Origin of the sequence: Burkholderia sp. MSHR3999 (assembly GCF_000833595.1) — a bacterium.
Lineage (GTDB): Bacteria > Pseudomonadota > Gammaproteobacteria > Burkholderiales > Burkholderiaceae > Burkholderia > Burkholderia ubonensis.
On sequence record NZ_JRFO01000001.1, the window covers coordinates 147,078 to 159,993 of the forward strand.

Annotated in this window: 15 protein-coding genes; 12 read left to right on the top strand and 3 right to left on the bottom strand. The window is 65.6% G+C overall.

From position 1 onward, the window contains the following. The first annotated feature begins 4 nt into the window (after positions 1–4). The 5 genes from KY49_RS00745 to KY49_RS00765 all read left to right on the top strand — a co-directional run bounded on the left by KY49_RS00745 (position 5) and on the right by KY49_RS00765 (position 2,533). A complete protein-coding gene (locus tag KY49_RS00745) occupies positions 5–304 on the top strand; it encodes a hypothetical protein (RefSeq protein WP_156162410.1) in 300 nt (99 codons plus the stop codon). A 19-nt stretch (positions 305–323) separates the two neighbouring features. Then, on the top strand, positions 324–818 hold the full coding sequence (locus tag KY49_RS00750) for a DUF4265 domain-containing protein (RefSeq protein WP_197083545.1): 495 nt from the start codon (positions 324–326) through the stop codon (positions 816–818). Between the two features lie 114 nt (positions 819–932). Further along, on the top strand, positions 933–1,361 hold the full coding sequence (locus KY49_RS00755) for an SMI1/KNR4 family protein (RefSeq protein WP_197083546.1): 429 nt from the start codon (positions 933–935) through the stop codon (positions 1,359–1,361). Then, positions 1,351–2,139: a DUF7716 domain-containing protein gene (locus KY49_RS38385; protein ID WP_231636327.1), complete on the top strand. Its 789-nt coding sequence runs from the start codon at positions 1,351–1,353 to the stop codon at positions 2,137–2,139. Before KY49_RS00755 ends, KY49_RS38385 begins: the two co-directional genes overlap by 11 nt. A gap of 16 nt (positions 2,140–2,155) precedes the next feature. Further along, positions 2,156–2,533, top strand: a complete 378-nt coding sequence (locus KY49_RS00765; RefSeq protein ID WP_042582982.1) for a DUF2750 domain-containing protein — start codon at positions 2,156–2,158, stop codon at positions 2,531–2,533. A gap of 342 nt (positions 2,534–2,875) precedes the next feature. On the opposite strand, the gene KY49_RS00770 is transcribed toward KY49_RS00765, so the two are convergent. From KY49_RS00770 to tssJ, 3 genes are all read right to left on the bottom strand, one after another. After that, the gene (locus KY49_RS00770) at positions 2,876–3,655 is read right to left on the bottom strand and encodes a DotU family type IV/VI secretion system protein (protein WP_042582983.1); all 780 of its coding nucleotides are present in this window, start codon (positions 3,653–3,655) and stop codon (positions 2,876–2,878) included. After that, positions 3,652–4,998, bottom strand: a complete 1,347-nt coding sequence (tssK, locus tag KY49_RS00775) for a type VI secretion system baseplate subunit TssK (protein WP_042582984.1) — start codon at positions 4,996–4,998, stop codon at positions 3,652–3,654. Before tssK ends, KY49_RS00770 begins: the two co-directional genes overlap by 4 nt. 102 nt (positions 4,999–5,100) lie before the next feature. Then, entirely contained in the window at positions 5,101–5,700 is a 600-nt protein-coding gene (tssJ, locus tag KY49_RS00780) for a type VI secretion system lipoprotein TssJ (protein ID WP_029227080.1), read from the bottom strand. Between the two features lie 386 nt (positions 5,701–6,086). Here tssJ and KY49_RS00785 point away from each other — a divergent pair, with 386 nt between their 5' ends. From KY49_RS00785 to tssG, 7 genes are all read left to right on the top strand, one after another. Further along, the gene (locus tag KY49_RS00785; RefSeq protein WP_042582985.1) at positions 6,087–6,719 is read left to right on the top strand and encodes a tetratricopeptide repeat protein; all 633 of its coding nucleotides are present in this window, start codon (positions 6,087–6,089) and stop codon (positions 6,717–6,719) included. Between the two features lie 43 nt (positions 6,720–6,762). Further along, the gene (gene tssB, locus KY49_RS00790; protein WP_042582986.1) at positions 6,763–7,290 is read left to right on the top strand and encodes a type VI secretion system contractile sheath small subunit; all 528 of its coding nucleotides are present in this window, start codon (positions 6,763–6,765) and stop codon (positions 7,288–7,290) included. 15 nt (positions 7,291–7,305) lie between these two features. Beyond that, positions 7,306–8,796, top strand: coding sequence for a type VI secretion system contractile sheath large subunit (gene tssC / locus KY49_RS00795; protein ID WP_042582987.1), 1,491 nt, complete (start codon positions 7,306–7,308; stop codon positions 8,794–8,796). 68 nt (positions 8,797–8,864) lie between these two features. Continuing rightward, positions 8,865–9,368: an Hcp family type VI secretion system effector gene (locus KY49_RS00800; protein ID WP_010096526.1), complete on the top strand. Its 504-nt coding sequence runs from the start codon at positions 8,865–8,867 to the stop codon at positions 9,366–9,368. A 62-nt stretch (positions 9,369–9,430) separates the two neighbouring features. Beyond that, positions 9,431–9,916, top strand: a complete 486-nt coding sequence (gene tssE, locus KY49_RS00805; protein WP_042582988.1) for a type VI secretion system baseplate subunit TssE — start codon at positions 9,431–9,433, stop codon at positions 9,914–9,916. Between the two features lie 65 nt (positions 9,917–9,981). After that, on the top strand, positions 9,982–11,817 hold the full coding sequence (gene tssF, locus KY49_RS00810; protein ID WP_042582989.1) for a type VI secretion system baseplate subunit TssF: 1,836 nt from the start codon (positions 9,982–9,984) through the stop codon (positions 11,815–11,817). Continuing rightward, the gene (gene tssG / locus KY49_RS00815; protein WP_042582990.1) at positions 11,781–12,881 is read left to right on the top strand and encodes a type VI secretion system baseplate subunit TssG; all 1,101 of its coding nucleotides are present in this window, start codon (positions 11,781–11,783) and stop codon (positions 12,879–12,881) included. The genes tssF and tssG overlap by 37 nt, the downstream gene beginning before the upstream one ends. Positions 12,882–12,916 lie beyond the last annotated feature (35 nt).

Here is a 12,916-nt window from a genome sequence, read left to right on the forward strand (position 1 = left end):
GATCGTGCTCGGTCAGATCGGCAGCGATCCCGTCGTCGGCGTGCGTTGTGATGACGGATGCAGGGTGCTTTTCGCGCGCCACGGTGCGGGCGCGTGGACGCCGGCGCAAGTGGCAGGATCGCCGGCGCAGTTCGCGACCGCGTTGCGTATCTGGTGTGCGTTGCGAATCGGGCAATATGCGAACGACATCCTCGACGACACGTATGCGATCCGGTCGGCGTTTCCTGCCGATCTTCGCGCGCGGATCGGCGAAGTGCTGCCGGATGCGGAAGCGGCGGTCTTCATGGAGATGGTCGACGACTAGAAGCCTCATGGACCAAACGTTGACCAAGATCGTCTTCGAGTTGAAGATCGACGCCGACGGCTATCCGCCTGTCGCATTCGAATCGATGTGGGGGATCGAAACGCATCGCGGTGCGCACGTGATCGATAACGTTCCGTACTACGTCTATGGCGTCAGCAAAGGTGATACGGTCGCGGCGAGCGTCGTCGACGGCGAGCATCGGGCGTTATCGGTCGTTGCGCGTGCCGGGCATTCGACGTTGCGTGTCTTCGCCGAGCCGCCCGGCGAGCGCGCGGCGATCATCGCGGCGCTGGAGCGGATGGGCGCGCGGTGCGCAGTGACGCAGCGCGTGTCGCTGATTGCGGTCGATATCCCGCCGGATGCCGATTTCGCGACGATCGACGGCTTTTTGGCTGCGAGTTGCGATGGAGATCGGGTTGCGTACGAAGATGCCTGTCTGCAGCATGGCGGGCTCGACCGCGACCGGATGAGTGAATGTGCGACCCTTGCCACGATTCCGTTGCGGTTGAACTGACGCCGCGATGGCGCGGCCGGACGCCGGCGCAACCATGCGCCGATGAGGTGAGTTCCCGATGCGAGTGATTAATTCGAGTCGGCATCGGGTTCATCTTCTGAACGGAGTGCGACAGTGAGAACACACGCAATCGGAACGTCGACGACTGCAATCGAGGCCGCCGAGGCGGAACTCGGGCGGACGCTGCCGAAGTCTTTTGTAGCGTGGCTGTTGCTGAACAACGGCAGATCGCTGGGCGCGCTGGTTGTGTTCCCGGTCTTCGATGCCCGCAATCCGCGCAAGACGTGGGACTCGATCGTGCGGCACGTCAACGAAGACTGGCGGGCGTGGCGGGATACGCTCGCCGAAACGCCGGTCGACTTGTCCGGCCTGTTGCCGTTTGCCGAGTTCGGAACCGGCGACTACTACTGCTTCGACTATCGGCGGCTTGGCGTGACGGGAGAACCCGTCGTCGTCCGCTGGTCGCACGAGACCGGCGAAACGGTTCACGTGGCCGAGGATTTCGCGGCCTTTCTCGCAATACGCGATCGGGTTGCCGGATAGCGGCTCGCGCGTTCCGCGTCGGGCAAGTTGCGCACGAACAGAAGAAATGACGAAGATGGGTGGATCGAGCGATGACGCCAATGTGCGACGGAGAACCGGCTTGAATGCGAGGCAAATCTTTCGAAAAGCGCTGATGCTGCTCGATCGTGGCGCGGCTGAGCGCGGCGAGGGCGCGTTGCGCATGGCCGTCGATGCGGCGGAGCGTGAAGGCGACCGCGTGGCGCTCGTGCAGGCGCTGGTGTGTCTCGGCGATCTGTTGTGCGACACGTCCCGCTACACCGCGGCACGACCGCTTCTCGAGCGCGCGCTCGGCGCGGCAGGCGGCGACGATGGCGACGACGCGCTCGCCTGCGAACGCGACCGCGCCGCACACCTGCTGAAACGCATGCCATCTGTCGACTTCAAGAACAGAACCTGCACGATCGACGATTTCATCGCGCTCGTGCGGGCCAAGGCGGATCGCGCCGAGGGCTATGACCCGACATGCCTGTACGACGTCTATGGCGAAGACACCGATGGCGACGACTTCCGCGTCGCACAGACGATCTACGTCGGCGATACGGTCCAGGTCGATGACGACGATCGCGCGATCTATCCGGAGCCGGTGAGCGCGCTCGGCTACGTGTTCCTCTATTCGGGCGAACACTTTCAGGACGTCGTCGATCTCGCATACAGGCAGAAGCCCGATGCGTCGATCGAGGACATCGTAAGGTGTCTGAACCATTTCGGCCGCTACGACGATTTCCTCGATCTGGACGCCGGCCCGTCGCCGGAATGACGCGGCGACAACGACCATGCATCGGCACAAGCTCGACAACGTGTTGAAGCTCGACGCGCCCGCGCGCTGCGACTACTTCGTCCGCAAAATCGCGGACTTCGCAGCGGTGTGGGGGCTGTTCGACGCAGGATGGGCGACGGCGCGGCAGGGCGGTGCGATCGTGATCCCGTTCTGGCCGGAGCCGGCGTTCGCTGCCGTGTGCGCGGACGCGGCATGGTCGGCCTGTCGGCCGAGGCCGATTGCACTGGCGGATTTCCTGTCGCGCTGGCTGCCGGGGATGGCGCGCGACGGCCGCCTCTGCGCGGTGTTTCCTGTCCCCGGGCAAGCCGGGCTGCCGATGCAGCCGCTGGACTTGCTCGAACGGATCGCGCAGGAAGCGCGGCAATACGAATAAGCGGCGCACGAAGCACCCTGCGGGGAGCAGCCCCGTCCACGCCGCGCCGTTAGGGTCTGTTTACATACGGAACGCACATGCGTTGCCACGAGAACGGCCGCTCGCGAGGCGCGCGACGCGGCGAATACTGGACGTATTCGCAAGGAGCGCAACGCGGCGAGCGGCCGTTCTCGTGGCAACCCCAAACTTAAATTTCATTCCACGGGAATGCCCGAAATCGCCCGTATGGCGGCGTCGCGCGTCGCTTGTTTGGCTCGGCCAAACGGCGCTCCTTGCTCCTTGCCCTACGAGCGATTTCGGGCATTCGCATGTGCGTTCCGTATGTAAACAGACCCTAGCCCCTTACGGCAACGAAATCGTCAAATTCGCCGATTCCGGCCCGACCTTGATGACCTGCGAATACGGCGCAAGCGCCTGCAGCGTCTTGTCCTTCAGGTACGTGTTGAGCCCGAGATACGCGAGCAGCGCGACGAGCCCGAACACCGCGCCGATCGCCCACACCGGCACTTCGCGCTTCAGCCGGTGCGCGATCTGGTCCGGCAGCGCCCAGTGCGGCGCGAACGGCGCGCGCTTGCCCTTCATGTGCGCGATCTCGTCGCCGATGCGCGCGGTCAGGTATGCGAGCTTTTCCGGCCCTTCGAGCAGGTACTTGCCCTGGAAGCCGAGCAGCAGGCACATGTGGAACACCTCGAGCGACTGCAGCCGCGCCGCGCCCTTCGCGCGGCAATCCTCGAGATGCTGGAAGAACTTCTCGCCCGCGAGCTGCTCGCCGAACAGCGCGAGCTGCAGCGGCCGGCGCTCCCAGTCCGGGCGGATCTTGTACTGCGACGACAGCACCGTCTCGTCTACTGCCGCGCAGAACGCGAACTTCGCGCTGTACACGTCCTCGGCCGAGATGTTCAGCTTCTTCGCGCCGCGCTCGTAGTCGGCGAGGAATTCCTGGATGCGCGTGCTGAACTCGCTCGCGCTCTCCGGCTCGCGGCCGTTCTTGAGCAGGAACAGCATGTAGAAGCCGTCGTACAGCAGGTCGAGCAGCGAGCGCGCCTGGAACGCGGAATCGGTCGATGCCGGGGCGATGGGAGTCGGCGCGTTGTCGCCGAACAGGGAAGGCGCGTAGCTCATGATGTGACCGCGATCAGTTCGAACTTCAGGTCATTGATGCCAGTCGGCGCATAGATCATCGCGGACTGGGCCTGCAGCATGCGCTCGTACAGCGCGCCGCGCGAATCGAGCGCGAAGTAGCACGCGCCCGGGCGCACCGGAATCGCGGGCGGCACTTGCGGCGTATACGACAGCCGCACGCCGGGCATCGCCGACAGCACGAGCTTGTCGACGTCGTCGGGCGCGCCGACCTTGAAGCGGGCCGGCACGGCATCGACGAGCTCGACGCTCGGCAGGTCCGCGGACACCGCGAGGTAGAACGCGGTCTTCTCGTCGATCTTGCCGGAATCGAGCCGGCCGAGATGGAACGACGGGCGCACCTCGTCGAGCGTGATCGCGAAGTAGCGCGTCGAGATCACGGTATCGAGCAGCTCGCGCAGGATCAGGTCGAGACGCGCGAAGCCCGGGCCCGGATCGTCGTGGCGATACGCGGGCAGGTCGGCGAGCGTGTAGCCCTTCGAGAACGTCATCAACTGGCCGGCGAGGCGCAGCAGCTCCTGGAACAGCCGCTCCGGATGCAGCGCGGCATGCTGGTGCAGGTGCGCGAGCGTCGCGAACGCGGCGTTCGCGGTGTGCAGCAGCCAGAACGACGCGATGTCGCCCGAGCGGAATTCGATGATGTTCTTCGACGGCTCGCGGTGAAAGCCGTACAGCGCGTTCACCTTCGCCTGCAGCGCGTCGATCAGCTGGCGCAGCCGCTGGTGCAGGATCGGCGACGCCTCGATCGCGAGACACGGCGGCACGAAGCTGTCGTCGATCTCGAAGCCGGACGTCGCGGTGCGGCGCACGCGCACGAGCGGCACCGACAGCAGCTGGTCGCGCGGCTCGCTGTGCGCGATCAGCTTGACCTGCGTCTTCAGGAACGTGACGTCGGCCTCGGCCGCGTCGGTGAAGTTGTCGGCGACGCTCGTCTGTTCGCTGACGAAGCGCGTCGTGAAGCCGGCCGCCGGATCGTCGTTGTAGTTCGCGCCGTTCTCGCGCAGCGGGTGCAGCGCGAGGTAGAACACGAACTCGTTGATGCCCTCCGGCAGCGTGTCGAGCGCGACCGGCGGCGGCAGGTCGTCTGCCTGCGGCGCGGCGTACAGCGCGCCGTCCGGGAACACGAGCGACAGCTCGGCGAGGCGCAGCACGTTGCTGCCGAGCGCGTCGCGGTCGAAGCGCACCGTGCGCACGCCCCAGTTGTACGGCTGGATCGCCTGGATGGATTCGAACAGGCGCGCCTCATGGTACGCATCCTGTCGCTGGAAGTGTTGAGGCCGGAGGAACAGCCCCTCTCCCCATAGCACCTTGGCCGAATAACTCATGTCAAACCCGGTTAATGTCGTGATGCGAAGTAATCGATTGGTCGCGCCCGAATTAAATCGCCAATTTGTTAACTCTTGTTAATTGACATTCATGCGTCATGCTTAACCGCAGCGGACCGACGAAAGCAAATTGAGCGGTTGCGAAGGCGCGCCTTGTTGCGGCGCGATGACGGCACCGCCGGTGACGGTCATCGCGCAATTATGCAGGCCGATGATTATGCCGGATTTCTCCGACTTCGCCGGATCGAATGTCAATTTCCAGCGCTGCAGCGCCGGGTCGCGGAACAGCGCGACGATGCCGAACGCCTGCGCTTCGCGCGACACCTTTTCGGTCGCCGTATAGCGCTGGCCCGGAATCAGCGTGATTTCACGCACGTTCAGCAGGTCGGCGCCCAATGCGGCCTTTTCCTTGTTCGGATCGGTAAAACTGTCGAACGGCGCCTGCTGGAACGAGGTCGGGTCCTTCAGCGCATAGAGGCGCACGACGAGCGCGAGCGGCTTGTTGTCGTTCGCGGCGTTCAGGTTCGAGGCCGCGGCGAGCGTAATGCCGACGTTGCGCGGCGGCTTCTGCGAATCGGGCAGGTCGGGCTTGCCGACGCCGGCGGCCTGCATCACGGCGCTCGCGGCCGAGCCGATGAGCGGGGCGGCCGCACATCCGGCCAGAAGCGCGCAGGCGGCCAGCGGCAGCGCGTAGCGAATCATGAGCGATTTCATCGTTGTTTCCGGCTTGCCGCCTCTACTCCCTGTCAAAACTACCGGCTATTGCCGCATCCATCGGAATGGCGGAATTTCATCGTTCAGCTATTAACCAAGGCGCGCATCCGTCGCGGCAGTTGCCCGGCAATTTTTTCCGTATTCCGGGTCGCGTGCCGCGGGACGAGTAAAACTTGCGCGCCCGATCCGCGCGAACGCTTCCCACTCTGACGCGCGGCGTCATGCGAGGTGGTACGCGCGGTTTTAAAACGAGTTACTCTGCACGCGGCGATTGAATTATGAAAAATTGATCGGTACTATACCCGCGCGCTTCTCGCAAAGCAAAAGAACCAGATTCTCAACGATTTAAAACTCACGCGCCGGTGGATATAACGATGAAAGACCGTCTCTTCGCAAAACTTTCTGGGGTCGTGGTGGCTTGCGGCGTGATCGCCGGCTGTGCAAGCACGCCCACGCCGCCGAGCGCCGAGGTGTTCAACAAATCGCTGGCCGACGCGGATGCGGTGGCGAAGTCGGGCGACCAGGACCGCGCGCTGGGCCTGTACCAGGCGCTGGCGAAGGCGGACCCGACGCGCGAGGAGCCGTGGTCGCGCATCGCGCAGATCCAGTTCGCGCAGAATCATTACGGCCAGGCGATCGTCGCCGCGCAGGAAGCGCTGGAGCGCGACAAGACCGATCGCCAGGCGAAGAGCGTGCTGGCGGTCGCCGGCCTGCGGATCGCGACGCAATCGCTCGGCGAGCTGCGCCAGGATTCGTCGCTCGCAGGCGACGCGAAATCGGATGCGCAGCAGCTCGCGAAGCAGCTGCGCGACACGCTCGGCGAATCCTCGCTGTTCCCGCCGGAGCAGCGCAGCGGGAAGGTGCGGCAGACGCGCCGCACGGTTCACCGGGCGAAGGGGGCGGCCGCGCCGGCCGCCGAAGCCGCGGCGCCGGCCGCGAACGCGGCCGCGCCCGCCACCCCGCCGCAGAAGAGTGGCGGGGCGGACCCGTTCAGCGCGCTGCGCTGATCGGCACGACAACTACATGACAAACTGAACCTGGGAGCCGTCGATGGCCAAGAACGAGAGCATTCAGAAGCGCCTGCAGAAAATACGGCCGCCGCGTGTCCAACTGACCTACGAGGTCGAGAAGGGCGACGCGATCGAGGTGAAGGAACTGCCGTTCGTCGTCGGGGTGGTCGGCGATCTGGCGGGCCAGTCGGAAATCGAGCAGCCGAAGCTGCGCGACCGCAAGTTCGTCAATATCGACCGTGACAACTTCGACGACGTGATGAAGGCGATCGAGCCGCGCGCCGTGTTCCAGGTGGAAAACCGCCTGAGCGAAGGCGGCGGCAAGTTCGCTGTCGACCTGAAGTTCCGCGCGCTGTCGGATTTCAGCCCGGATGACGTGGTCCAGCAGGTCGAGCCGCTGCGCCGCCTGCTCGAGGCGCGCTCGAAGCTCGCCGACCTGCGCAACAAGCTCGCCGGCAACGACAAGCTCGAGGACCTGCTCTCCGAGGTGCTGCAGAACACGCAGCAGCTGCAGGAGCTCGCGAAGGGCGCCGAGGGCGGCAAAGACGGCGACAAAGACGGCGAATGACGACGGGGTGTTGAGATGAACCAGCAAACGGCTGCGGCCCAGACGAGCGGCGCGGAATACGCCGCCGGGACTTCGCTGCTCGACGAGATCGTCGAGAAGAGCAAGGTCGCGAAATCCGATTCCGAGCATGCACGCGCGAAGGACCTGATCGGCGAACTCGTGCACCAGGTGCTCGACGGCACGGTGATCGTGTCGGACAACCTGTCGGCGACGATCGACGCGCGCGTCGCGGAGCTCGACAGCTTGATCTCCGCGCAGCTTTCGGCCGTGATGCACGCGCCGGAATTCCAGCGCCTCGAAGGCACGTGGCGCGGCCTCGACTACCTGGTCAAGGAAAGCAACACGGGCCAGACGATCAAGATCAAGGCGCTGCACGCGCCGAAGCGCGAGCTCGTGCGCGACTTCAAGAGCGCGAGCGAGTTCGACCAGAGCGCGCTGTTCAAGAAGGTCTACGAAGAGGAATTCGGCACGTTCGGCGGCTCGCCGTTCGGCGCGCTGATCGGCGACTACGAGATCTCCCGCCAGCCGGAAGACATGTACTTCATCGAGCAGATGTCGCACGTCGCGGCCGCCGCGCACGCGCCGTTCATCGCGTCGGCGGCGCCGGAGCTGCTCGGCCTCGAGACGTTCTCCGACCTCGGCCGGCCGCGCGATCTCGGCAAGGTGTTCGACACGGTCGAATACACGAAGTGGAAGTCGTTCCGCGATTCCGAGGATTCGCGCTACGTCGGCCTGACGCTGCCGCGCTTCCTCGGCCGCCTGCCGTTCAATCCGAAGGACGGCCAGATCGCCGAAAGCTTCAACTTCGTCGAGGACGTCGACGGCACCGACCACGACAAGTACCTGTGGTGCAACGCGGCATGGGCATTCGCCGCGCGCCTGACGGCGGCGTTCGACGACTTCGGCTGGTGCGCGGCGATCCGCGGCGTCGAAGGCGGCGGCCTCGTCCAGGACCTGCCGACCCACACGTTCAAGACCGACGACGGCGAGGTCGCGCTGAAGTGCCCGACCGAGATCGCGATCACCGACCGACGCGAGAAGGAGCTGAGCGACCTCGGCTTCATCCCGCTCGTCCATTGCAAGAATTCCGACTACGCCGCGTTCTTTGCCGCGCAATCGGTGCAGAAACCGAAGAAATACAGCACCGACAGCGCCAACGCGAACGCCGTCCTGTCCGCCCAGCTTCAATACATCTTCTCGGTATCGCGCGTCGCGCACTACCTGAAGGCGATGATGCGGGACAAGATCGGCAGCTTCGCATCGGCACAGAACGTCGAGACGTTCCTCAACCGGTGGATTTCGCAATACGTCCTGCTCGACGACAACGCGACGCAGGAACAGAAGGCGCAATTTCCGCTGCGCGAGGCATCCGTACAAGTGTCAGAGATTCCGGGCAAGCCGGGCTCGTATCGTTCGGTCGCGTTCCTGCGCCCGCACTTTCAGCTCGACGAACTCTCGATTTCTCTGCGGCTTGTCGCTGATCTGCCCAAACCGGCAAATTCATAAGCGAAGAATCGCCCGGGCGGGCCGCCTGGGTAGGACGTTAAAACCACCTCTTTGGGGAGTCGAAGGCCATGTTAGACATGTATCTGAAGTTCGGTAATCCGGCCATCAAGGGCGAGTCTGCGGACAAAGACCACGATGCCTGGATTGAACTGAAATCGTGGGACCATTCCATCATCCAGCCGCGTTCGGCGACGGCGTCGACGGCCGGCGGCCATACGTCGGAGCGTTGCGAGCACGGCGACATGGTGTTCACGAAGGAAATCGATTCGTCGAGCCCGCTGCTGTACCAGCACGCGTCGGGCGGCACGACGTTCGATGAAGTCACGATCGACTTCATGCGTTCGGACGGCGAAGGCCAGCGCGTCAAGTACCTCGAGGTCAAGCTGAAGTACGTGATCATCTCGAGCGTCACGCCGAGCGTGCAGAAGGAAGGCCTGCCGCACGAGACCTTCTCGCTGAAGTACGCTGCCGTGCAGTGGAAGCAGACGCAGCAGAAGATCGGCGGCAACCAGGGCGGCAACACGCAGGGCGCCTGGAGCCTGACGAAGAACGACAAGACCTACGCGGTCTAACGTCGGTTGCGGCAACGGGGCGTCGCGTCCCGTTGCCGTTTTTCGCAGCGTATGCCGGCCTGATGAAACGATTCGAACCGAGCTTTCTCGACAAGCTGTTCGACGATGAACCGCACCTGCCGGCTTCCGCGGCGATGCGGCAATTGTCGCTGGAAGAGCTGAAGAACACGGTCGCCCGCGATGTCGAGGCGATCCTCAATACCCGTATCGCGCACACCGATCACGAGCTGGCGACGCTGCCGGAATGCCAGAAGTCGGTGCTGACCTACGGGCTGAACGATTTCGCGGGCCTGAGCCTCGCGAGCCACTACGACCGCACCTACATCTGCAAGTCGATCCAGCAGGCGATCGCGCGCCATGAGCCGCGGCTGCAGCAGGTGCAGGTGACGTTCGAGCTCAACGAGCAGTCGACCAACGCGCTCTATTTCGCGATCCAGGCGCTGCTCGTCGTGCATCCGGCCGAAGAGCCGGTCAATTTCGATGCGATGCTGCAGCCGTCGACGCTCCAGTATTCGGTCACACGCGCGCGCGCCGCGAAAGCGCAGTAACTTACGCCGCCGCGCGGGCCGGACCGTCCGGCGCGGCACGCAATGAAAGAGGTTCGGGGTCGTCGATGGAAGAATTGCTGCCGTATTACGAGCGCGAATTATCGTTTTTGCGGCGCTATTCGCGCGATTTCGCCGAACGCTACCCGAAGATCGCGGCGCGTCTCGCGCTCTCCGGCGAGCATTGTGAGGATCCGCACGTCGAGCGGATGATCGAGTCGTTCGCGCTGCTCGGCGCGCGGATCAACAAGAAGCTCGACGACGACTACCCCGAATTCACCGAAGCGCTGCTGGAAGTGCTGTATCCGCACTACCTGCGGCCGTTCCCGTCGTGCTCGATCACGCAGTTCGCGCTCGGCGCGCCGGGCCAGCAGACCGAGCCGGTCGTCGTCGAGCGCGGCACCGAGCTGAAGAGCCGCCCGATCCGCGGCGTGCAGTGCCGGTTCCGCACCGCCTACGACGTGACGCTCGCGCCGATCCGCATTTCCGAGGCGCGCTACACGCCGGTCGCGCTCGCGCCGAGCGCGACGGTGCTGCCGCCCAACGCGACCGGCGTGATCTCGATCACGTTCGAATCGCTCGCGGCGCAGCTCGACCTCGGCGCGCTGAAGCTGCCGACGCTGCGCGCGCACCTGCACGGCGAGCAGTCGTTCGTCGCGGCGCTCACCGATTGCCTGTTCGTCAACGTGCTCGCCGCGTACGTCGAGCCGGAGCGCAACGGCCGCTGGACCGCGCTGCGCAAGCTGCCGATCGCGCAGGCGGGCTTCGACGAGGGCGACGCGCTGATCGACTACCCGGCGAAATCGCATCCGGCGTACCGGCTGCTGACCGAGTATTTCGCGTTCCCAGACAAGTTCGACTTCGTCGATTTCGACCTCGCCGCGATTGCGCGCGCGTCCGGCCGCTGCCAGCGCTCGACGCTGCATCTCGTGCTGCAGGACGTGCGCGGCGATTCGCACGTCGCGCGCCTGCTCGAACTGCTGAGCGCGAACCATTTCCGGCTGTTCTGCACGCCGATCGTCAACCTGTTCCGCCAGCACGGCGAGCCGATCCGCATCACGCACCGCGCGGTGTCGTATCCGGTGATCGCCGAGGCGCGCCGCGCGTTCGCGTACGAGGTGTATTCGATCGACTCGGTGAAGCTCGTGCGCCAGCAGGCGCACGAGGAATCGGTGATCGAGTTCCGGCCGTTCTATTCGCTGCACCACGGCGAATCGGCGCGGGTCGGCCATTACTGGTTCGCGCGCCGCAACGACTGGGTCGCGCAGAGAAGCCCCGGCTACGAGACCGAGATCTCGATCGTCGACATCGATTTCGAGCCGACGTCGCCGCAGACCGACACGCTGAGCCTCGACCTGACCTGCACGAACCGCGACCTGCCGGCGATGCTGGCGTTCGGGCTCGAGGGCGGCGACCTGTTCCAGGAAGGCGGCGCGCAGACGAGCAGCATCGCGATGCTGCGCCGCCCGACACCGAGCGTGCGCTTCGAGCGCGGCCGCTCCGCGCACTGGCGGCTCGTGTCGCATCTGGCGCTCAACCACGTGTCGCTCGTCGATCACGGCCTCGCGCCGCTGAAGGAAATGCTGACGCTGTACGACCTGCGGCGCACCGCGGTGTCGATGCGGCAGATCGACGGGCTGGCGGGCATCGAGCAGCGCGGCGCCGTGCAATGGCTGCCCGGCAAGCCGTTCGCGACCTTCGTGCGCGGCATCGAGATCCGCGTGACGGTCGACGAGGAGCATTTCGTCGGCTCGAGCCTCGCGTCGTTCGTGCGCGTGCTCGACAGCTTCTTCGGGCTGTACGTCCACCTCAACAGTTTCGTTCAACTAGTCGTCGTGTCGAAGCGCACCGGCGAGGAGATCATCCGATGCAAGCCCCGGACCGGCGAATCGATCCTGGCGTAGTCCGCGCGCTGCTCGACGAGCCGCACCGCTTCGAGTTCTTCCAGGCGGTGCGCGTGCTCGAAGGGCTGTTCGCGCGGCAGGCGACCGATGCGCCCGGCGCGTGGCGGCACGGCGACGTCGTCGCGCAGCGCATCGCGTTCCGCAACACGCTGTCGCTCGGCTTTCCGGCGAGCGAGATCGAGCGCGTGCGGTCGTTCGACGACGACGGCGCGCCGCTCGACGCCGACGATGCGCGCGACGCGGCGCTCGCGGCCGGCGAGCTCGGCCGCGTCGAGCTGACGCCCGCGTTCTTCGGGCTGCTCGGCGGGCAGGGCGCGCTGCCGCTGTACTACACGGAGCAAATCGGCGCGCGCGAGTACCTGAAGCGCGACCACGCGGCGCGCGCGTTCTTCGACGTGTTCTCGAACCGCGCGACCGCGCTGTTCTACGCCGCGTGGAAGAAATACCGGCTGCCGTTCCATTACGAGCTCGACCGCGACGAGCGCTACCTGCCGCTCTTGCTCTCGATCGCGGGCGTGACGAGCGACGAGGTGCGCGACAGCCTGCAGGCGGGCGCGGGCGGCGTGCTCGACGAGGCGGTGGCCGGCTACGCGCTGGCCGCGCGGCACCGGCCGATGTCGGCCGCGTACCTGCAGCGCACGCTGTCCGACTACTTCCGCGTGCCGGTGAAGATCGACCAGTTCGTCGGCAAGTGGTACGACGTGCCGGCCGACCAGCTGAGCGTGCTCGGCGAGGTCAACGCGGTGCTCGGCGGGACCGCGCTCGTCGGCGAGCGCGTGTGGCAGCGCGACATGCGCGCGCGGATCGTGGTCGGCCCGCTGGCGAAGCGCGACTACGAGGCGTTCCTGCCCGGCGGCCCGCGGGCGGTCGGCCTCGAACGGATGCTGACGCTGCTCGCGGGCGTCACGCTCGAATATGAGGTGTCGCTCGTGCTGAAGCGCACCGAGGTCGGCCCGAGCCGGCTCGGCGCGGGCGCGCGGCTCGGCTGGGACGCCTTCCTCTGCACCCGCGACGCGTTGCACGACCGCGCGGATGCGCGCTACGAGCTGCACGTGATCCACTGAAATACCCGAACACAACAACACGCGACGCAAACGAA

Excerpts from the sequence above, each read along its gene's own strand:
- KY49_RS00800 (WP_010096526.1), top strand. The coding sequence starts at position 8,865 with ATGTTAGACATGTATCTGAAGTTCGGTAATCCGGCCATCAAGGGCGAG.
- KY49_RS00770 (WP_042582983.1), bottom strand. The coding sequence starts at position 3,655 with ATGAGCTACGCGCCTTCCCTGTTCGGCGACAACGCGCCGACTCCCATC.
- tssF (WP_042582989.1), top strand. The coding sequence starts at position 9,982 with ATGGAAGAATTGCTGCCGTATTACGAGCGCGAATTATCGTTTTTGCGG.
- tssK (WP_042582984.1), bottom strand. The coding sequence starts at position 4,998 with ATGAGTTATTCGGCCAAGGTGCTATGGGGAGAGGGGCTGTTCCTCCGG.
- tssE (WP_042582988.1), top strand. The coding sequence starts at position 9,431 with ATGAAACGATTCGAACCGAGCTTTCTCGACAAGCTGTTCGACGATGAA.
- tssC (WP_042582987.1), top strand. The coding sequence starts at position 7,306 with ATGAACCAGCAAACGGCTGCGGCCCAGACGAGCGGCGCGGAATACGCC.
- tssG (WP_042582990.1), top strand. The coding sequence starts at position 11,781 with ATGCAAGCCCCGGACCGGCGAATCGATCCTGGCGTAGTCCGCGCGCTG.
- KY49_RS00765 (WP_042582982.1), top strand. The coding sequence starts at position 2,156 with ATGCATCGGCACAAGCTCGACAACGTGTTGAAGCTCGACGCGCCCGCG.
- tssB (WP_042582986.1), top strand. The coding sequence starts at position 6,763 with ATGGCCAAGAACGAGAGCATTCAGAAGCGCCTGCAGAAAATACGGCCG.
- tssJ (WP_029227080.1), bottom strand. The coding sequence starts at position 5,700 with ATGATTCGCTACGCGCTGCCGCTGGCCGCCTGCGCGCTTCTGGCCGGA.
- KY49_RS00785 (WP_042582985.1), top strand. The coding sequence starts at position 6,087 with ATGAAAGACCGTCTCTTCGCAAAACTTTCTGGGGTCGTGGTGGCTTGC.